At 68.4% G+C, this 20,126-nt stretch carries 17 protein-coding genes; 13 read left to right on the top strand and 4 right to left on the bottom strand.

The genetic code is table 11. The annotated features are described in order from the left end of the window. Positions 1–8: 8 nt before the first annotated feature. The 9 genes from C0R07_RS03595 (at position 9) to tkt (ending at position 12,569) form a co-directional block, all read left to right on the top strand. On the top strand, positions 9–1,997 hold the full coding sequence (locus C0R07_RS03595; protein ID WP_102788186.1) for a type IV pilus secretin PilQ: 1,989 nt from the start codon (positions 9–11) through the stop codon (positions 1,995–1,997). A gap of 138 nt (positions 1,998–2,135) precedes the next feature. Next, positions 2,136–3,158, top strand: a complete 1,023-nt coding sequence (locus C0R07_RS03590) for an AAA family ATPase (protein WP_070471396.1) — start codon at positions 2,136–2,138, stop codon at positions 3,156–3,158. A 5-nt stretch (positions 3,159–3,163) separates the two neighbouring features. After that, positions 3,164–4,087, top strand: a complete 924-nt coding sequence (locus tag C0R07_RS03585) for a DUF58 domain-containing protein (protein WP_070471163.1) — start codon at positions 3,164–3,166, stop codon at positions 4,085–4,087. Then, entirely contained in the window at positions 4,084–4,545 is a 462-nt protein-coding gene (locus C0R07_RS03580; RefSeq protein WP_019183887.1) for a DUF4381 domain-containing protein, read from the top strand. Before C0R07_RS03585 ends, C0R07_RS03580 begins: the two co-directional genes overlap by 4 nt. Then, positions 4,542–5,549, top strand: coding sequence for a vWA domain-containing protein (locus C0R07_RS03575; protein ID WP_070471165.1), 1,008 nt, complete (start codon positions 4,542–4,544; stop codon positions 5,547–5,549). Before C0R07_RS03580 ends, C0R07_RS03575 begins: the two co-directional genes overlap by 4 nt. Beyond that, the gene (locus tag C0R07_RS03570) at positions 5,546–7,297 is read left to right on the top strand and encodes a tetratricopeptide repeat protein (RefSeq protein ID WP_070471169.1); all 1,752 of its coding nucleotides are present in this window, start codon (positions 5,546–5,548) and stop codon (positions 7,295–7,297) included. The genes C0R07_RS03575 and C0R07_RS03570 overlap by 4 nt, the downstream gene beginning before the upstream one ends. Further along, positions 7,294–8,997 carry a BatD family protein gene (locus C0R07_RS03565; RefSeq protein WP_102788185.1) on the top strand — a complete coding sequence of 568 codons (1,704 nt, stop codon included), beginning with the start codon at positions 7,294–7,296 and terminating at the stop codon, positions 8,995–8,997. The genes C0R07_RS03570 and C0R07_RS03565 overlap by 4 nt, the downstream gene beginning before the upstream one ends. Positions 8,998–9,064: 67 nt before the next feature. After that, complete coding sequence (locus tag C0R07_RS03560; RefSeq protein ID WP_019183891.1) at positions 9,065–10,408, top strand: dicarboxylate/amino acid:cation symporter; 1,344 nt, start codon at positions 9,065–9,067, stop codon at positions 10,406–10,408. A 151-nt stretch (positions 10,409–10,559) separates the two neighbouring features. After that, positions 10,560–12,569 (top strand): transketolase, encoded by a 2,010-nt coding sequence (gene tkt / locus C0R07_RS03555; protein WP_070471175.1) that lies wholly within the window; start codon positions 10,560–10,562, stop codon positions 12,567–12,569. Positions 12,570–12,767: 198 nt separating this feature from the next. Here tkt and C0R07_RS03550 read toward each other — a convergent pair whose 3' ends face one another. Continuing rightward, a complete protein-coding gene (locus tag C0R07_RS03550; RefSeq protein WP_070471177.1) occupies positions 12,768–14,720 on the bottom strand; it encodes an acetyl-CoA hydrolase/transferase C-terminal domain-containing protein in 1,953 nt (650 codons plus the stop codon). Positions 14,721–14,751: 31 nt separating this feature from the next. Then, positions 14,752–15,309: a flavin reductase family protein gene (locus C0R07_RS03545; protein ID WP_102788184.1), complete on the bottom strand. Its 558-nt coding sequence runs from the start codon at positions 15,307–15,309 to the stop codon at positions 14,752–14,754. 117 nt (positions 15,310–15,426) lie between these two features. Between C0R07_RS03545 and C0R07_RS03540 the strand changes: the two genes are divergently transcribed. From C0R07_RS03540 to C0R07_RS03530, 3 genes are read left to right on the top strand one after another with little or no spacing between them, the layout of a single operon-like run. Beyond that, complete coding sequence (locus C0R07_RS03540; RefSeq protein ID WP_070471398.1) at positions 15,427–15,792, top strand: BlaI/MecI/CopY family transcriptional regulator; 366 nt, start codon at positions 15,427–15,429, stop codon at positions 15,790–15,792. After that, positions 15,785–16,990, top strand: coding sequence for a TonB family protein (locus C0R07_RS03535; protein ID WP_070471179.1), 1,206 nt, complete (start codon positions 15,785–15,787; stop codon positions 16,988–16,990). Before C0R07_RS03540 ends, C0R07_RS03535 begins: the two co-directional genes overlap by 8 nt. A 29-nt stretch (positions 16,991–17,019) precedes the next feature. Next, a complete protein-coding gene (locus tag C0R07_RS03530; RefSeq protein WP_390329426.1) occupies positions 17,020–17,556 on the top strand; it encodes a hypothetical protein in 537 nt (178 codons plus the stop codon). A gap of 47 nt (positions 17,557–17,603) precedes the next feature. Here C0R07_RS03530 and C0R07_RS03525 read toward each other — a convergent pair whose 3' ends face one another. Together C0R07_RS03525 and C0R07_RS03520 are read right to left on the bottom strand one after the other, a co-directional pair. Then, the gene (locus tag C0R07_RS03525) at positions 17,604–18,410 is read right to left on the bottom strand and encodes an MBL fold metallo-hydrolase (RefSeq protein ID WP_070471183.1); all 807 of its coding nucleotides are present in this window, start codon (positions 18,408–18,410) and stop codon (positions 17,604–17,606) included. A 10-nt stretch (positions 18,411–18,420) separates the two neighbouring features. Next, on the bottom strand, positions 18,421–19,236 hold the full coding sequence (locus C0R07_RS03520; RefSeq protein ID WP_102788183.1) for a S1/P1 nuclease: 816 nt from the start codon (positions 19,234–19,236) through the stop codon (positions 18,421–18,423). A gap of 121 nt (positions 19,237–19,357) precedes the next feature. Here C0R07_RS03520 and C0R07_RS03515 point away from each other — a divergent pair, with 121 nt between their 5' ends. Continuing rightward, positions 19,358–20,059, top strand: a complete 702-nt coding sequence (locus tag C0R07_RS03515) for an aspartate/glutamate racemase family protein (protein WP_070471187.1) — start codon at positions 19,358–19,360, stop codon at positions 20,057–20,059. Positions 20,060–20,126 lie beyond the last annotated feature (67 nt).

Raw genomic sequence — 20,126 nt, 5'->3', positions numbered from 1 at the left:
ATAGCACGATGACCTTTTCCAACGCCCTGCGGCTGCGTCCGGTCCGGCGGCAGAAGCTGATCCACCTGTGCGCGCTGGGAGTCGCGCTCATGGTGGCCAACGGCACGCTGATGGCGGCCACGCCCAGCGGCGCCGTGCCCAAACCGGCGGCCACCACCGCGCCGGCGACTGCGCCGGCCTCGCTGTCGGTGTCCAAGATCGACTTCAAGCGCGGCGACGATGGCGCCGGCCGGCTGATCCTGCAGTTTGACGGTCAGGGCGCCAGCCCGGATCTGCGCAGCCAGGGCAACAGCGTCGTCATCGACGTGGGTAATGCGCGCCTGCCTGAAAGCCTGCAGAAGCCGATCAACGTGACCGACTTCGCCACCCCGGTGCAGCGCATCGACGCCAAGCCGTATGGCGGCGGCACCCAGCTGGTGCTCAACACCAACACCGCGTTCGAATCGCTGGCCTACCAGAGCGGCAACGAGTACGTGGTGGAGATCAGCCCGCGCCAGGCGGCCCCGGCAACCGGTGCGGTCAATGCCGCCACGGTCAGCCAGGCGGCGGCGTCCGTCGCCCAGCGCGGCTACAGCGGCAAGCCGGTGACCTTCAACTTCCAGGACGTGCCGGTACGCACCGTGCTGCAGCTGGTGGCCGAGGAATCCAACCTCAACGTGGTCGCCTCCGACAGCGTGCAGGGCAACGTGACCCTGCGCCTGATCAACGTGCCGTGGGACCAGGCGCTGGACATCGTGCTGCGCGCCAAGGGCCTGGACAAGCGCCGCGATGGCGGCGTGATCTGGGTTGCACCGCAGCCGGAGCTGGCCAAGTTCGAGCAGGACAAGGAAGACGCGCGCATCGCGATCGAGAATCGCGAGGACCTGGTCACCGATTACATCCAGATCAACTACCACAACGCTGCGGTGATCTTCAAAGCGCTGACCGAGGCCAAGGGTATCGGCGGCGGCAACAGCGGCGGCGGCGGCAGTGGCAGTGGCAGCAATTCGCAGGAAGAAAGTGGCTTCCTGTCCTCGCGTGGCCGGATCGTGGCCGACGAGCGCACCAATACGCTGATGATCAGCGACATCCCGAAGAAGATCGCGCGGATGCGCGAGCTGATCAACGTGATCGACCGTCCGGTCGATCAGGTGCTGATCGAAAGCCGGATCGTGATCGCCACCGACACCTTCGCACGCGAGCTCGGCGCGAAGTTCGGCATCAGCGGCAGCCGCGACAACGTGTACTTCAGCGGCGACCTCGGGCAGAACGGCAAGAACATCAACGACCGTGCGGCCAAGGACTTCGAATACCAGAAGGCCATCAACGAGTGGGTGGCCGGAGGCCGCACCGGCGCGATCCCGGTCCGTGCGCCGTCCACCATCAACAGCGGGTTGAACTGGAACCTGCCGGTGGACGCGCTCAAGAGCCCCGGCTCGCTGGCGCTGTCGATCCTCAATGCCGGTTATCTGCTGGACGTCGAACTGTCGGCCATGCAGGAAGAATCCCGCGGCGAAGTGATCTCCAACCCGCGCGTGGTGACCACCAACCAGCGCGAAGCGGTGATCAAGCAGGGTAAGGAAATCGGCTACGTCACCATCAGCGGTGGCGGTGCCGGCGGTGTGGCCCAGGCCAACGTGCAGTTCAAGGAAGTGGTGCTCGAGTTGAAGGTCACCCCGACCATCACCAACGACAACCGCGTGTTCCTGAACATGGCGGTCAAGAAGGATGAAGTGGACAGCTACATCGTCCTGGATGGCTACGGCACCGTGCCGACCATCAACCGCCGGGAAGTGAACACCGCCGTGCTGGTCGATGATGGCCAGACCGTGGTGATCGGTGGCGTGTATGAGTTCACCGACCGCAACAGCGTCAACAAGGTACCGTTCCTGGGTGACGTGCCGTTCCTGGGCAATCTGTTCAAGAAGCGCAGCCGCAACAAGGACAAGGCCGAACTGCTGGTGTTCGTGACCCCCAAGGTGCTGCGCGTGTCCCGGACCACCCCGGCCGTGAATTGATACGCACCCTCATGCAGTGAGGAAAGGGCCGCCGCGCGCGGCCCTTTCTGCGTTCAGCCAATCTTGATGTCGTAACCGGCGCTGTCCTGCCATCATGGCGATGGAACCTCTGCCCACCGTGGAGGTCACATGGATGCCATGAATCTGCCGCCCCCCATGCCCGATACCCCCACGCCCGCTCCGGTGGAGCACGACCGCCTGCACGATGCCTTCCGCGCGCTGCGCGATGGTCTGTCGTCCGAAATCGTCGGCCAGAGCGCGCTCGTCGAGCGCCTGCTGACCGCACTGCTGGCGGATGGCCACCTGCTGGTCGAAGGCGCTCCGGGCCTGGCCAAGACCACCGCGATCCGTGCCCTGGCCGCCCGGCTGGATGCGGATTTCTCGCGCGTGCAGTTCACCCCGGACCTGCTGCCGGCCGACCTGACCGGCACCGAAATCTGGCGCCCGCAGGAAGGGCGGTTCGAGTTCGTGCCCGGCCCGATCTTCCATCCCATCCTGCTTGCCGACGAAATCAACCGCGCCCCGGCCAAGGTGCAGTCCGCGCTGCTCGAAGCCATGGGCGAGCGCCAGGTCACCGTGGGCCGGCATACCTATCCGCTGCCCTCGCTGTTCCTGGTGATGGCCACGCAGAACCCGATCGAGCAGGAAGGCACCTTCCCGCTGCCCGAAGCCCAGCTGGACCGCTTCCTGATGCATGTGCGGATCGGCTATCCCGATTCGGATGCGGAGACCGAAATCCTGCGCCTGGCCCGCGAGCGCGCCCGCGAGGCGCTGTCCACGCCGGCCGCCGCGCCGGCCCGCATGCCGCTGAGCGATGTGTTCGCCGCGCGCAAGGCGGTGCTGTCGCTGCACGTGGCACCGGCGCTGGAGCGTTACCTGATCGAGATCGTGCTGGCCTCGCGCGATGCCGCCCGCTACGACCCGGCACTGGCCCGGCGCATCGCCTGGGGCGCCAGCCCGCGTGGCTCTATCGCGCTGGAACGCTGTGCGCGTGCGCGCGCCTGGCTGGCCGGGCGTGACTTCGTCACCCCGGAAGATGTGCGCAACGTGGCGCCGGACGTACTGCGCCACCGCGTGCTGCCCAGCTACGAAGCCACCGCCGAAGGCTGGGATGGTGAGCGCCTGGTCGCCGAGCTGCTGGCCCGCGTGCCGGCGCCCTGAGCGCGATGGAGACCCCCGTGCATACGGCCACGCCGCTGGAGGGTGATGGCCTGCGGCCGAGCCTGGCCGAGCTGGTGGCGCTGCGCCGCAGTGCGCATCGCGCACCGCCGGCACGCCGTGGCCGCCTCGGTCATGCCGGCAGTGCGCCGTCACCGGCGCGGGGCCGGGGCATGGAGTACGCCGAGTCCCGCGACTACGTGCCGGGGGACGATGCGCGGCATATCGACTGGCGGGTCACCGCGCGCACCGGGCGGGCCCACACCAAGCTGTTCCAGGCCGAGCGCGAACGTTTGACTTTGCTGGTCGCCGACACCGATCCGGTGCTGTATTTCGGCACCCGGGTCCGCTTCAAATCCGTGCAGGCCGCACGCGTCGGCGCGGTCGCGGCATGGCTGGCGCAGCGCCAGGGCGATCGCCTCGCCGCCGTGCGGGGCAGTACCCAGGAGCCGCCGATCGCACCGGCCGGTGGCACCCGCGGGGTGCTGCGCGTGCTGGATGCCTTGACCCGCTGGTACGCCGAACCGCCTGCCGAAGATGCCGGGCTGGATCGCGCGCTGGAGCAGGCGGCACGGTTGCTGCGTCCGGGTGCACGCGTGGTCGTGCTGGCCGATCCGGCGCGCGCCTCCACCATCACCAGTGCCCGCTGGGCTGCGCTGGCCATGCACCACGAAGTGGTGGTGATGCTGCTGGTCGATCCGCTGGAACGGGCACCTCCCGCCGATGCGCTGCCCTTCCTCTCCCAAGGACGTCGCGTCCTGCTTGATCTGGGCAATGCGGCGGTGCGCGAGCACTGGCGCGAACGATTCGTCGCGCCCCTGGATGCATTGCAGACCACCTTGTCCGCTCGCCGGATCCAGGTGCACGTAGTCTCTACCGATGACGCCAGCGACAGCTGGTTGAGCCCGCTGCCGACCGCGGTGGTGGCATGAGCGCGGCCGCGTCGCTGCCGCTGCGCGATGTGCAGCTGCCGCCGTCACCGCCATGGTGGCCGCCCGCACCGGGCTGGTGGCTGGTGTTCGCCGCGCTCGTGCTGGTGGTGGCCGCGATCTGGGTCTGGCAGTGGCGTGCGCGGCGCGCGCGCCAGCGGTGGCTGGAGCTGTTCGATGCCGAGGTCGACCAGGCCGGCTCGCCGGTACTGCAGGTTGCTGCGATCGCTTCCCTGCTGCGCCGTGCGGCGCGCCGGTACCAGCCAGGCGCGGAGCGTCTGCAGGGGCCGGCGTGGCTGGCGTTCCTGGATGAGAACAACAGCCGCGCCTTCTCCGACGGCGACGGCGCACTGCTGCTGGACGGTGGCTATCGGCCAAGCGTGGATGCCGAGGCGGTGCAGCGGCTGCGCGTGCTCGCGCGCCGCCGTTATCTGTCGCTGCTTACGGAGCGGCGCCGATGATCGCGATCACGCTGCCGACGTGGTTGAGCTGGGTCGACAGCCTGGCCTGGCCTTGGATGCTGCTGGCGATGCCGTTGCCGATCCTCATGCGCTGGTGGCCGTCGCGCCCCGGCGCGGGCGCCGCGCTGCGGGTGCCCTATGCCGCCGACCAGCTGCAGTCGCTCGGTGCTGCCCCGGGCGGTGCGGGGCCACGGCTGGGGCGTGCATTGTTGTGGCTGGCCTGGGCCTGCCTGTGCGTGGCCGCCGCGCGACCGCAGCAGCTCGGCGATGCAGTGACGCCGCCACAGCAGGGCCGGCAGATGATGCTGGCAGTGGATGTGTCCGGCAGCATGAGCGAGGCGGACATGATGCTCGGCAACCAGGTGGTCGAGCGGCTGACCGCGGCCAAGGCGGTGCTCGCCGACTTCCTGGACCGCCGCGTCGGCGATCGTGTCGGCCTGCTGATCTTCGGCGAGCGCGCCTACACGCTCACGCCGTTGACCGCCGACCTCACCAGCGTGCGTGACCAGCTGCGCGACAGCGTGGTCGGCCTGGCCGGGCGCGAGACGGCGATCGGCGATGCGATCGCGCTGGCGGTCAAACGCCTGCGTGAACAACCCCAGGGCCAGCGCGTGCTGATCCTGCTCACCGACGGCGTCAGCAATGCCGGCGTCCTCGAACCGCTGCGCGCGGCCGAACTCGCCCAGGCCGAAGGCGTGCGCGTGTACACCGTGGCCTTCGGCGGCGATGGCGGCATCAGTCTGTTCGGCGTGCAGATCGCGCCGGGCGACGACCCGGTGGACGAGGCGACCTTGAACAGGATTGCCGAGCTCACCGGTGGCCGCTCGTTCCGCGCGCGCAATACCGATGAGCTGGCCGGCATCTATGCCGAGCTGGAGCGGCTGGAACCGGTCAAATCGACGGGCACGGCGGTGCGGCCGCGGATCGAGCGCTACGCGCCGCCGCTGGCATTGGCGTTGCTGCTGGCCGGCCTGGCCTGGCTGCTGCCGAGGCGCTGGATATGAGCGCGAGCTGGAACGCCCTGCATTTCATGCGCCCCGAGGCCCTGTGGGCGCTGCTCGCGCTGCCGCTGCTGGTGGCGATCTGGTGGTTGCGCCGGCGCCGGGCCAACGTGTGGCGGCAGACCGTGGATGCGCACCTGCTGCGCCACCTGCTGGTCGGCCGCGACCGTCGCGCCTGGGGTGGGTTGGTGCTGTTGCTGTCCGGTACGGTGATCGCGATCGTGGCCCTGGCCGGTCCCTCGTGGCGGCAGGTCGCCCAACCGTTGTGGCAGACGCCGTCGCCGCTGGTGGTTGCGCTGGATCTCTCTTCTCGGGTGACCGCGACCGATCTGCCACCGTCGCGCCTGCTCCAGGCACGCGCCAAACTGGCCACACTGCTGCGCGAACGCCAGGGCGGTGAAGTCGCCCTGCTGGTGTACGCCGATGACGCCTACACGGTGGCGCCGCTGACCGACGACATGGCCAATGTCGCCCTGTACCTGGATGCCTTGGCACCGGACGTGATGCCACGCGATGGCCAGCGCGCGGACCGTGCGCTGGAAACGGCGGTGAAGCTGCTGCAGCAATCCGGCGCACGCGGTGGCGACATTCTGCTGCTGACCGATCGCGCCGATGCCGATGCAGAACAGGCGGCGGCCTCGGCACGCGCGCAGGGTTTCGTGGTCTCCGTGCTCGGCCTGGGTACGCCGCAGGGCGCGGCCTACCGCAATGGCGAAGGCCAGATCGTGCCCGCGCGGCTGGAAGAGGGCACCCTGCGCGGCGTCGCCAGCCGCGGCGGCGGTCGCTATGCCCGCATCGCCTCCGACGACAAGGATCTGGCCGCGCTGGACGTGTTGATCCCGCGGGTCAGTGCCGATGACAGCCGCGAAGGGCAGGGCCGCACCTGGCGCGATGAAGGTTTCTGGCTGCTGCCGCCGCTGATGGTGCTGGCCCTGTTTGCGTTCCGGCGTCGCGGCGCACTGGCGGTGCTGGTGATGATGGCGGCAGTGCCGATGGCGCTGCCCACGACGGCGCACGCCGCCGAAGGAACGTGGTGGCAACGCGCCGACCAGGTCGATCAGCAACGCTTGTCCAGCGGCGTGGATGCGTACCGCAAGGGCGACTTCAAGGCCGCCCAGCAGCAGTTCGAGGGCATCGACACCGACGCCGGCTGGTACAACCTCGGCAACGCATTGGCGCGCCAGGGGCAGTACGACGCGGCGATCGAGGCCTATGACCGCGCGTTGAAAAAGCATCCCGGCATGGCCGATGCGGTGGCCAACCGCGCCGCGGTCGACGCCGCCCGGAAGCGCAAGCCGCCGCAGAACAACGACCAGAACAACGATCAGAAGGACGGAAAGAACCCGCCCGAAAAGCCCGACGCCGGCAGGAATCAGGGGCAGGGACAGGGCAAGGAGGGTGACGGTTCGCCGCCGCAGGACAAGGGCGAGCCGGGGCAGTCCCCGCCGACCTCGTCCGGTGATCCGAAGGATGGCCGCTCCCAGGGCGAGAAGTCACCGCAGGCCGCCGACAGCCAGGCGCAGGCCGAGGCCGACGCCGCCCAGCGCGAGCGCATGCAGCAGGCGATGCAGCGCCAAGGGAACAACGACGGCAACGACAAGGCCCAGGGCCAGGTCAGCGGCACCCCGCAGCAGCGTGAGCAGCAGCAGGCAGTCGAGGCCTGGATGCGGCGCGTACCGGATGATCCGGGCAGCCTGCTGCGGGCCAAGTTCCAGCTGGAAAACGAACGCAGGAAACGGGAAGGGCGATGACACACTCCACGATACAGCGCTGGTTGCGCGCCGGACTCGTCCTGCTGCTGTGCGCGAGCCTGGCCGCGCAGGCACAGACCCGGGCATGGCTTGATCGTGACCAGATCACCGACAGCGACACCGTCACGCTCAACATTGAATCCGATGCTGGTGGGGGTGCGCCGGACTATGCACCGCTGCGGACCGACTTCGATCTCAGCAGCCAGACCAGCAGCCGCCAGGTGCAGTGGAGCAATGGCGCGATGACCTCGCGCGCGTTGTATGCGGTGGCGCTCAGCCCGAAGCGGAGCGGCACGCTGCAGGTTCCCGCCCTGCAGGTTGGCAGCAGCCGTACGCAGCCGCTGACGCTGCAGGTCGGTGCCAGCAGCGCATCAGCCCCCGCCGCGGCCACGGGCAACGCCGCCGTGTTCCTGGAAACCGAGGTCGATGATCCGACGCCGTACGTGCAGCAGAGTGTCGGCGTGGTGGTGCGCCTGTTCTACGCCGCGCAACTGCTCAGTGGTGAACTGGTGCTCGATACGCCGGCCGGTGCATCGCTGCAGCGGGTGGGCGAAGACCGCACCCTGGTGCGCGAGGTCAATGGCCGCCGCTACAACGTGGTGGAACGTCGTTTCCTGCTGATCCCCGAGCGCAGCGGAGCGCTGGTGCTGCCAGCGGCCCAGTTCAACGGGCGCAGCGCGGGCGGCTTTTTCAACGACATGTTCGGTGGCGATGGCCGCCTGCGCGCCGCATCGGCCGAGCGCACGCTGCAGGTCCAGGCGCAGCCCGCGTCTGCCCCGCAGCCGTGGCTGCCGCTGCATGGGCTGCGCCTGCGCTACACCGCCGCGCCCACCACCGGCCGTGCCGGAGAAGCGGCCACCATCGTGGTCGAAGCCGTGGCCGAGGGCGCGACCAAGGCGCAGTTCCCGGAGCTGCCGGTGCCCGATGTCGGGCCAGGTGCGCAGGTCTTCGCCGAGCCGCCGCAGTTCGATGAAACCTTCAACGGCAGCACGCCGCAGCTCACGCTGACCCGGCGCTTCGCGATCGTGCCGCGCCAGGCCGGTGCGCTGACGGTGCCGGGGCTGCGCATGGCGTGGTGGGACGTGGCGGCCGGTCAGCCGCGCAACGCGAGCCTGCCGGACCTGCAGCTGGATATCGCCGCCGGCGTCGGCGGCAGTGCCGCAGCACCCCTGCCGGTGGACACCACCTCGGCCCTGCCGGGTGAGCCGGCCACGGCGTCCACCGATCTGCAGTTGGCGCCTGCGCAGGCCGCGCCACGTCCCTGGGGCTGGATCGCCCTGTCGGCCGGCCTGGCCGTGCTGTGGCTGTTGACCCTGGCCTGGGGCTGGCGCCGACGGCGGCGCCCGGCGGTCGTGCGGGGCACCAAGGGGGGCGTATCCATCACCGCGTCGGGGAGTCCGTACACCCGCGCCGACCTGCGCCGGGCGATGGAAGCCGGCGGATGGGACGAGATCATCGCGGTGCTGGCGGGAATGGGCGGTGTGCAGACGTTCGAGCAGGTGCTCGAGCGCCTCGACGACGCACAGCAGCGGGCGGCGCTGGTCCAGATGCAGCAGGTCCGCTGGGGCGGGCAGGGCGGCGATGTCGGCCAGGCCCGACAGGATCTGCGGCGCGCCTTCCATGACGGACCGCACTGGCGGCCCCCTGCGGCCACGCAGAACAATGGCCTGGCACCGCTGTACCCATCTGCGCATTCATAAAAAGGCGTGTCGGTCAGGGCGGCCGCCTTTGCTAAGCTGATTTCATTTTTTCGAGGAACGCCGCTCCATGACTGAGGCCGCAACGACCCGGCAGAAACTGCCTTTGCACTGGAAAATGGGCATTGGCTTCATCATCGGCCTGGTCCTCGGGCTGACCGTCCATGCGCTCGGTGGCAGCATCGACGGCCTGCAGGCCGCAGCCAAATGGGTGATGGACTACGTCACCACGCCGGCCTCGGGCCTGTTCCTCAATCTGATCTTCATGCTGATCGTGCCGCTGATCTTCTCGGCGCTGATCATGGGCGTGTCGGAGATGGGCGACATCCGCGCCCTCGGCCGCATCGGCTGGAAGACGCTGGCCTACACCATCCTGCTCTCCGGCATCGCCGTGGGCATCGGCCTGGTGCTGGTCAACGTGCTCAAGCCCGGCGCGGGCGTGGACCCGGTCGTGGCCGCGCAGATGCTCACCGAGAATGCCGAGCGCAGCAAGGAAATCGTCGCTGGCATCCATGGCACGCCCAAGGGCATGGACATGCTGCTGTCGATCGTGCCGAGCAACGTGGTCGAGGCGGCCTCCAGCAATGGCGCCATCCTCTCGCTGATGTTCTTCGCGCTGATGTTCGGCATCGGCATGGTGCTGACCGACGAGGCAAAGGTCGCCCCGCTGCGTCGCGCCATCGAAGGCATCTTCGAAATCTCGATGACCCTGATCAACCTGGTCATCCGCCTGGCCCCGTACGCGGTGGCCTGCTTCATGTTCAACCTGGCCGCGCTGTTCGGCTTCGAGCTGATCATCCGCCTGGGCGCCTACGTAGGCGTGGTGGTGCTGGCGCTGGGCCTGCACATGGTGGTGACCTACGGCGTCGCGGTATGGCTGTCCGGCCGCTCGCCGCTGGCGTTCTTCCGCGACACCCAGGAGGCCACCGTGATGGCCTTCTCGACCGCGTCCAGCAATGCCACCCTGCCGACCGCGCTGCGCGTGGCCGACCAGATGGGCCTGCCGCAGAAGGTCTCGCGCTTCGTGCTGACCGTGGGCGCCACCGCCAACCAGAACGGCACCGCGCTGTTCGAGGGCGTGACGGTGATCTTCCTGGCGCAGTTCTTCGGCGTGGACCTGAGCATCGGCCAGCAGTTCATGGTGATGGCGGTCTGCATCCTGGGCGGCATCGGCACGGCCGGCGTGCCCTCCGGCTCGCTGCCGGTGGTGGCCATGATCTGCGCCATGGTCGGCGTGAACCCGCTGGGCATCGGCCTGATCCTGGGCGTGAACCACTTCCTGGACATGTGCCGTACCGCGCTGAACGTCACCGGCGATCTGGCCCTGACCACCCTGGTGGCCAAGGGCGAGGTGGACGATGGCCCGGTCGTGGCCACGGTGGCCCCGGCCCCCGCGCCGGCCCCGCGCGACTGAGCCTGCACAGGCCCGAGCTGCCCTGACGCCCCGCCCAGTGCGGGGCGTCGTCGTTAAGGGCCTGGCCTGTCTTCGGCCTGACCCCGCCGATCACCTGTGGGACAATGGGCTGCCCGCAGCTCCGCGGGAGCCTCCCGACTCCGACAGAACCATGACGCAGCCTACCCGCCGCCAGTTGGCCAACGCCATCCGCTTCCTTGCCGCTGATGCGGTCGAAACCGCCAAGTCCGGCCATCCCGGCATGCCGATGGGCATGGCCGACATCGCCGAAGTGCTCTGGAACGACTATCTCCGTCACAACCCGAAGAATCCCAAGTGGTTCAACCGCGACCGCTTCGTGCTGTCCAACGGCCACGGCTCGATGCTGCAGTACGCGCTGCTGCACCTGAGCGGCTACGACCTGCCGATCGAGCAGCTCAAGCAGTTCCGCCAGCTGGGCAGCAAGACCGCCGGCCACCCCGAGCACCATGAAACCCCCGGCGTGGAGACGACCACCGGTCCGCTGGGTCAGGGTCTGGCCAACGCCGTGGGCTTCGCCCTGGCCGAGAAGCTGCTGGCTCAGCGCTACAACCGCCCGGAACACGAGATCGTCGACCACCGCACCTGGGTGTTCCTGGGCGACGGCTGCCTGATGGAAGGCATCTCGCATGAAGCCGCCTCGCTGGCCGGCACCTGGGGCCTGTCCAAGCTGCTCTGCTTCTGGGACGACAACCACATCTCCATCGACGGCAACACCGATGGCTGGTTCACCGACAACACCCCCGAGCGTTTCGAGGCCTATGGCTGGAACGTGGTGCGCGGCGTCGATGGCCACGACCCGGAGAGCATCAAGTCCGCCATCGACAGCGCGCTGTCGCAGTTCGACAAGCCGACCCTGATCTGCTGCCGCACCACGATTGGTTTTGGTTCGCCGGGCAAGGCCGGCAAGGAATCCAGCCACGGCGCCCCGCTGGGCAAGGACGAGCTGGAAGCGACCCGCAAGCAGCTGGGCTGGCCGTACGGCCCGTTCGAGATCCCGGAAGAGATCTACGCCGGCTGGCGTGCCGGCGGTACCGGCACCCTGCGCCAGGCCGAGTGGGAGCAGCAGTTCGACAAGTACGCCGCGCAGTACCCGGCCGAAGCCGATGAGCTGATCCGTCGTTCGCACGGCGAGCTGCCGGCCGATTTCATCGCCAAGGCCGATGCCTACATCGCCCGGGTCCAGGCCGACGGCCAGACCATCGCCTCGCGCAAGGCCTCGCAGCTGGCGATCGAAGCGTTCGCGCCGCTGCTGCCGGAGCTGGTGGGCGGTTCGGCCGATCTGGCGCACTCCAACCTGACCCTGTGGAAGGCGAGCAAGTCGGTCGCCACCGATGACCCGAACGCCAACTACGTCTACTACGGCGTGCGCGAGTTCGGCATGACCGCGATCGCCAACGGCCTGGCCCTACATGGCGGGTTCATTCCGTTCGACGCCACCTTCCTGGTGTTCAGCGATTACGCCCGCAACGGCGTGCGCATGAGCGCGCTGATCCCGGCCCACGCGATCCACGTGTACACGCACGATTCGATCGGCCTCGGCGAAGACGGCCCGACTCACCAGCCGGTGGAGCACCTGGCCTCGCTGCGCTACATCCCCAACAACGATGTGTGGCGCCCGTGCGATGCGGTCGAGTCGGCGGTCAGCTGGAAGTCGGCGATCACCCGCAAGGATGGTCCGAGCTGCCTGGTCTTCAGCCGCCAGAATCTGCCGCACCAGCCGCGCAGCACCGAACAGGTCGCCCAGATCGCGCGCGGTGGCTACGTGCTGGCCGACGCCGAAGGCGGCGTGCCGGACGTGATCCTGATCGGCACCGGTTCGGAAGTGGGCCTGGCCGTGACCGCCAAGGCGGAACTGGATGCCGCCGGCATCAAGACCCGCGTGGTGTCGATGCCGTCCACCGACGTGTTCGAGCGCCAGGACGCCGCCTACCGCGAGTCCGTGCTGCCCAATGCCGTGCGCAACCGCGTGGCCGTGGAAGCCGGCGTCACCGGTTTCTGGCGCCAGTACGTGGGCCTGGACGGTGCGGTGGTGGGTATCGACACCTTCGGTGCCTCGGCCCCGGCCGAAGCGCTGTACAAGCACTTCGGGATCACCGCCGAGCACGTCGTGGCCGCGGCCAAGGCGCAGCTGGCGAACTGATGGCGGTGCCGGGCGCTGCCCGGTAGCTGCAACGCGAAAGGCCGGGGAGATTCCCCGGCCTTTTCGTTTGTTGAAGGGCAATCACCACGCCATCCTTGATCGAAGGTAGATCCCCGCCATGCGTGGATGCTGTTGGCGCAACCCTCGACCACGGCTGACGCGTGATCCCCACGCATCCACGCATGGCGTGGATCTACATCACCCGGCTGCCGTGCGCGCCAATCCCAAGCGCACCAACCGCGCCTCGATGCGTTCGCCGAACGTCTTCGGTGCTTCCAGCCCCATCCGCTGCAGATAGGCCTGGTCGCCATCGCCGGCCGGTTGCGTCAGCGCAGCCAGCACCGTGCGCAGCTTGGCCATCGGTGTCTGCGTGTTCTGCTTGAGCCAGCCCAGCGCCTTGACCAGATGCTGCTCGACTTCGGTGAAATCACTGCCCAGCGGATAGTCCGGCAGCAGGCCGGACTGGCGGAATGGCGCCAGTGCCGCGCTGACCTCGGCCGCGGTGTTGCGCCGCCCATCGTCGGGCGCAGTGAACCCGGCGGCCAGCTTTTTCGAGGCTTTCGCTTTGTCCAGCAAGGCGGCCTGGAACTGCGCATCGGTGATCGTGGCCATCGCGATCACGCAGTCTTCGTCGGTCATGTTGCGCAGGTCGGCGATGCCGTACTCATTGATGTAGAGGTCGCGCAGATGCCGCGGAATCGTGGTGTGCCCGTAGTTCCAGCGCACGTTGGACTGCAGCGTGCCCTTGTCCTCGCGGGTGGCACGGAAGATCAGCGCGCTGCGGGCGCCGGGCAGGGCATGCGCCATCGCCACGAAGTTGTACTGGCCGCCGACGCCGGAGACCACACGGCCGTCTTCCAGCGCATCGGAAACGGCCGCACCGAGCGCGGTGGCCATCATGCAGGAGTTGAAGAAGCGCGCATCGCGGCGTTGCATCCGCTCCAGCGTTTCATCGCCGCCGTAGAGCTGGTTGATCTCACTGATGCGGCGCATGCCGATCGCGCTGCGCTCCTCCTCGGGCAGGTCGCGCAGCCATTGGTAGAACTCCGGCGAGCCCAGGTAGAACGCGCCGTGCAGATACTCGCCCTCGGCCTCGAGCGTGGCGTAGTCGGTGGTCCACGCGGTGCCGTTCTCGATCCGCTGCAACAAGGCCAGATCGTCATGCACCTTGCGCCGGATCACCCCGGTCTGGACCAGCCGGCGGAAGCCCTCGTTGAGCATCTCACTGCAACCGTACAGGCCGATCTCGAACGGCTCCAGGCCACCGCACTCAAGGACGGTGGGGTTGCTGGCCAGGCCGGGATCGAGCGCCTGCAGGATCTGCCGGTAGCGGGCGTTGTCGGTATGCCGCAGCACCAGCGCATGGCTGAGCGCATCGGCCAGCGTACCGATGCCGATCTGCAGCGTGCCGCCATCGCGCACCAGCGTGCTGGCGTACAGGCCGATCGCATAGTCGGCATCGCTCACCGGTTGGCGCGGCAGGCCGAACAGGTCCGGGTAGGGCCCCGGTGGCGTGATCACCAGATCGAAGAACGACACATCCACCGTGGCCGAACCGGCCAGGTAGGGCAGCTGCGGATCGATCTCGGCGATCATCAACGGGCGTGGCAGCCCGCGCGCGACCATCGCATCCAGCGTGTCCTGGGTGATGTCGTTGTTGCACGACAGCGACAGGCGCCGGTCGTTCGCGCGCATCGCCACTTTCTGCACGATCGCATGCGGCGCGCGCTGCGCCACCGCATCGGCGGCATGGGTGTAGTTGAGGCTGGTGTAGCTGCGCTGCGCCTGCGAGGAATTGAGCAGCGCCCCGGACTGCATGTAGAACTCTTCCACCTGCACATGCGCCGGCAGCTGGTCGCGCACCATGGCATCGGCGTAGGCCAGGCGCGGGAACTCCGCACCGAAATGACGCTCGGCGAAGGGCGTCATGAAGCGCGCTTCCAGCCCGGCACCGCCACGCGGCGGATTCAGCGACAGCGCGGTATACAGCTGCAGCGGCCGCGAGGCATCGTGTTCAACACGGGCATACAGCGCGTTGAGCAGCCGGTGCGGCTTGCCCAGTGCGAGCGGGGCGCCAATGCGCAGGGGGCCATCGACCCGCTGCAGCAGCCACTCGACGGCGGCGTCCAGGTCGGTCAGGTGTTCGGTCATGCGGCGCTATCCTGCGAAATCATGCGGGTCATTACAGCATTTCCGGTTTGAACATACGGCGACGCGAGACTTCATCGCCGGAAAGCATGAACTGGCCATCGCCGCGGTAATGCACCGTGCGCGGTACTTTCGGGGAGCGCGCGACGTGCGCTTTGACGACCTCCCAGATGAACAGGCCATGCCGTTTGATCTGGCTGCGGTCCGCCAGCCGGCACTCGAAGCTGGCGTGGCACTGGGCGATCAAGGGGGCGGCGACCTCCGTGGCGGCCACCGCCTCCAGGCCGAAGTGGTCGAACTTGTCGATCTCCGCGCCGCTGCTGTTGCCGATGCCCACCACCGTATCGAGCATCTCGGCGGTGGGCACATTGATGACGCATTCGCCACTGCGGCGGATCAGCTCGAAGCTGTGGTTGCCGCTGGAGATCATCGTTGCCAGCCGTGAGGGCGTGAACTCCAGCACCATGTGCCAGCCCAGGGTCATGATGTTGCGCTGGCCTTTCCAGGCCGAGCTGATCAGCACGATCGGGCCCGGCTCCAAGAAGCGGCGCACATCGTCGACCGGGTAGTCGAATTTTCGGTAGCGTCTCATCGAGGGCTCCGTGGGGCGTGCGCAGATGCTGGCAGCGGCTGCATGAACCGGCTGTCGAAGGGTTGACACCCAGGTTGATTACGGGCGTAATCGATCTGTCGATTACGGGTGTAAATGATGAGCCAGATCAGTGAAGCCGAAGCGGTGGTGATGGAGGTGTTGTGGCGCAGCCATCCGCTGGGCGCTGACGAGGTGGTGACCGCGCTGGCCAGCCGCGACTGGGCCGAGCCCACCATCAAGACCCTGCTCAACCGGCTGCTGACCAAGGGCGCGATCAGCGCCAGCCGCGATGGGCGTCGCTATCTGTACTCGCCGGTGCTGCAGCGCCAGGCCTGGGTGGCCGAGCAGAGCGAGGGCTTCCTGGACCGGGTCTTCGACGGTCGCGTCGCGCCGCTGGTGGCGCACTTCAGCCAGCGCGGGGAGCTGAGCGCGCAGGACATCGCCGAGCTGAAGCAGCTGATCCTGGAGCTGGGCCATGACTGAGCTGCTTGATGGACTGCTGCAGGCCAGCGTGTGGCTGTCGCTGGCGACGCTGGTGCTGGCCGCGGCCAGGCCGCTGCTGCTGCGCCTCGGAGGCGCAGCGCTGGCCTACCGCAGCTGGTGGTTGCTGCCGTTGATGCTGGTCGCGCCCTACCTGCCACTGCCACGGCTGCCGATGACTGAAACGGACCCGGTCATGGTCATGGCTTCGGCCCTGCGCGCGCCGGCCGTGCCCACCGACGCCTCGCAGTGGCCGCTACTGCTGTTGACGGTGTGGTTGCTGGGCGCGGTAGCGGTGGCCTGCGTCAGCTGGCGCGCGCAGCGCCGCTTCGAGCACGCACTGGGCGTGCTCCAGCCGCGCATGGATGGCAGCTGGCAGGCCAGTGGCGATCCCGGCCTGCCGGCGCTGGTCGGCCTGTGGCAGCCGCGCATCGTGGTGAGCCCGGACTTCGAGCAGCGATTCAGCCCGGCCGAGCAGGAGCTGATCCTGCGCCATGAGCACAGCCATCGCCGCCATGGCGATCCCTGGGCAAACGCCGCGCTTGCCGTGCTGCGCTGTGTGTTCTGGTTCCACCCCTTGCTGCCGTGGGCGGCGCGCCGCTTCCTGCGCGATCAGGAACTGGCCTGCGACGCGCGCACGGTCGATCCGCATCCGGCCCTGCGCCGGCTCTACGCCACTGCGCTGCTGAAGGCGCAGTTGGTCCACCCGGTTGCCCCGATGGCCTGCCACTGGCGCAGCCAACCGATGTTGAAGGAGCGTATTGCCATGTTGAAGGAACACAAGCGGAAGGCATTGCCGTGGATGACCGGGCAGGTGCTGGTGGTCGGGCTGTGTGTCGGGCTCTGCACGGTGGCCTGGGCCAGCCAGAGCGGCGCCGGCGACGAGCCGGCGAAGGCCAACGCGGCAACGAGCGATGTGGGCGCGCAGGCCCGTGACCTGACGCCGCCCAGGTATCCCAAAGCCGCGTTTGATCAGGGCATTTCCGGCAAGGTGGTGCTGCGCGTGGAGGTGGATGCGGCTGGAAAGCCCGGCGATGTAAGGGTACTCAGTTCGACCCCGGCCGGCGTGTTCGACGAGGCCTCGATCGCTGCGGCCAAGCAATGGACGTTCGAACCGGCGCGCCAGAATGGACACGCCGTTGCCTCGGCGTTGAAGATTCCGATGACATTCGAACTGGATGCGTCGGACCCGACGCTGTGAAGCGGGGGTCACTCGCCGTGGTCCTGGCGATGCTGGTGGCCGGCTGCGCCAGTCACCCCTCGCCGACCACGGTGGACACGCGTGCCGAGAACGTGGCTCACCAGCGTCTGGATCCGAACGTCGGCGCTCAGGGGAGCGGGAAGGTGGAGACGTATCAGCTGGGGCCGAGCGAGGGCTACCGGATGCCGCAGCTCAATGCGGGGCCGGACCCGGCGGTCGGTGATCGCGACCCGCGCCGCGCGCTGGCACCGACGACAGTGTGCCTGCAGCTGGTGATCGATGCGGAAGGCAAGGTCGAACGCAGTCTGCCCGTGATCGATCGCAGCGATTGCGCCGCCGGCAATGCCCCGGAGAACGCGCCCCTCGTGCAGGCTGCCCAGGAAGCGGTGGCGATATGGCGCTTTGTCCCCGCGGCCGTCTGTCATTTCCCTCCGCAGCGCGTACCCACGGATCGAGGCAACTGCGAGGGCGCCGAGCGCACCGAACCGGTACCGGTGAGCCTGCTGTACGGCTTCACGTTCGAGATCGTGAAAGGGCAGCACGTGGTGCGCGGGCAAGGCCGCTGAGGAAAACGGGGGCCACCCGTTGCAGGGGAGCCGGCCAGCGGCCGGCACTACCTCGGCGGGCCGCCCTGGATGTTGGCTTTCACCGAGGGGTGCATCAGTGTCGGTTCGGCCAGCGTGGCATCCCGGGCCTGGCGGGTGGCCACGAACTCGGCTTCGCTGATGCCGTCATGCAGGTGGATGTTGTGCGCGCGCTGCGCGCCGATGGTGGTCTCGTTGGCGACCTCGCGGCCACCGGGGCCGTAGTCGTGGCAGATGAACACGCGCGTCGCGTCCGGCAAGGCCAGCAGCCGCTGGATCGAGCGGTACAGCTGCGCCGCGTCACCGCCCGGAAAGTCGCAGCGGGCGGTGCCGCCGTCAGGCATGAACAGCGAATCACCGGTGAACAGCGCATCGCCGATCCGATACGCCACGCTGTCACTGGTATGGCCGGGCACCGCGATCACCTCGGCGTCGATATCACCGAGCGTGAAGCGTTCGCCATCGGCGAACAGATGATCGAACTGCGAGCCGTCGGTCGGTACCTCCAGCGCGTAACGGGGTGCGAAGGTGCGCTGCACCTGCACGATGCCCGCGCCCATGGCCAGAGTCGCGTCCGGCCAATGGCGCTTCAGCCAGCGCCCGGCGCTGACGTGGTCGGCGTGGGCATGGGTGTCCAGCAGCCAGCGCACCTGCAGGCGGTGCCCGCTTACGTGGGCCAGCAGCGGCTGAAGCGGTCCGGCACCGAATGCATCGGTCTCCGGGTCGTAATCCAGCACGGGATCGATCACCGCCGCCTGCAACGTCGCCGGGTCATGCACCACGTAGCTGAACGTGTGGCTGTCCGGATGGAAGAAACTGGCGACGTGCAGTGACATGGTGATGGCCTCAGCGTTTGCCCAAGGTGTGGTTGAGCAGCACCGCCAGGCGTTCACCGGCCAGGCGCAGCTCGCGCTCGGCGACCGGGCGATAGGTCGCCGCATAGCTCGGGGCCAGCGTACGCTTGTCCGGGTAAACGCCAGGTGCAATCGCGATCCGGCAACTGGCCTCGGCCCACTGCACGGCATCGGCATCGATGTTGGAGCGCGTTGCGAACACCGGCTTGGGCAGGGCCAGCAGGCGCTTGAGGTACTGGTCGTCGTCCAGCGTCTGCTCATTCAGCATGCCGCTGTCCCACAGTGAATGCAGGTTGGTACCGCGGTTGTTGAACTGCACCTGGAAATCGTTGCCGCCCTTGTCATGGCCGTAGCCGGCATGCATCGGCTGGTGGATGTCACCGGCGAAGTGCACCACGAACTTCAGTGCCTGCGCGCGTTCGGCATCGGACTTGCTGCGGTCGCCGAGGATCGCGGTCTGTGCTTTCAGCGCCTCGACCACGCAATTGCCGTTCCTGCAGTGCTTCTGCACTTCGTAGTGGCAATCGTCTTCGCCGATGTTGACGTAGTGCCAGCCGGCCGAGCGCTTGCCCAGGCCGGGGTCCTTGGCGCGCAGCTGATCGGCCCACGGGGCGATGCCATGCAGTGTCGGATCCGGCTCGGCGGCGAGCAGACGGTCCACCTCGGCCTGGGCCTGCGGGGTCAGCCGGGCCTCGGCGATCCGCGCCACCAGGCGGTGGCCTTGCGCGCCCCAGGCCAGGGCATCGGTGGAAACAAGGGTGAGGGCCAGCGCGAGCGCGGTGGCCGGGAGCAGGGAAGGCATTTTCATCCGCGGCATTCTAGCGGGCTGGCCGCGCGCGGGCTTGCCGCGATCTGGCCGGCTGCAGTGCCGCTCGGGTTCGGCTAGGCTCGGCGGGTGCCCGGCATCGGGCGGACGCAGGAGCGACCCCATGGCCCACATCGTTGGCCTGATCGGCGGCATGAGCTGGGAAAGCTCGGCCCACTATTACCGCCTGATCAACGAGCAGGTGCGCGACACGCTGGGCGGGCTGCATTCCGGGCGGATCCTGCTGTGGTCGTTCGATTTCGCCGAGATCGAGGCGCTGCAGCATGCCGGCGACTGGGACAGTGCCACGCAGCGGATGATCGATGCGGCCCAACGCCTGCAGGGCGCCGGAGCCACCGCCATCGTGATCTGCACCAACACCATGCACCGCATGGCGGATGCGGTGCAGGCGGCGATCGCGATTCCGCTGCTGCACATCGCCGACCCGACGGCCGAAGCGATCAAGGGCGCCGGGTTGCGGCGCATTGGCCTGCTCGGCACCGCGTTCACGATGGAACACGATTTCTACAAGGGTCGGCTCACGCACGCGCATGGACTGGAGGTACTGGTCCCGGAGCCCGAGGACCGCGCGGCGGTGCACCGGATCATCTATGAGGAGCTGGTGCAGGGGCAGGTGCTGCCGGCATCGCGCGAGAGGTATCGCGCGGTCATGCAGCGGCTGGTGGATCGCGGCGCGCAGGGCATCATCCTGGGCTGCACGGAGATCATGCTGCTGGTCGGCGCGCAGGATGCAACCGTGCCGGTGTTCGATACGACCACGCTGCATGCGCAGGCCGCGGCGCGGCATCTGCTTTCCGCAGCGTAACCGCGAGCGTCACGCCCCGCAGCGCCCCCCGGACCGCCGCGCCTGTCCAAAAAAAACCCCGGCCGAA

Origin of the sequence: Stenotrophomonas bentonitica (assembly GCF_002887735.1) — a bacterium.
GTDB lineage: Bacteria > Pseudomonadota > Gammaproteobacteria > Xanthomonadales > Xanthomonadaceae > Stenotrophomonas > Stenotrophomonas bentonitica_A.
This window is presented reverse-complemented; position numbering and strand designations above follow the sequence as displayed.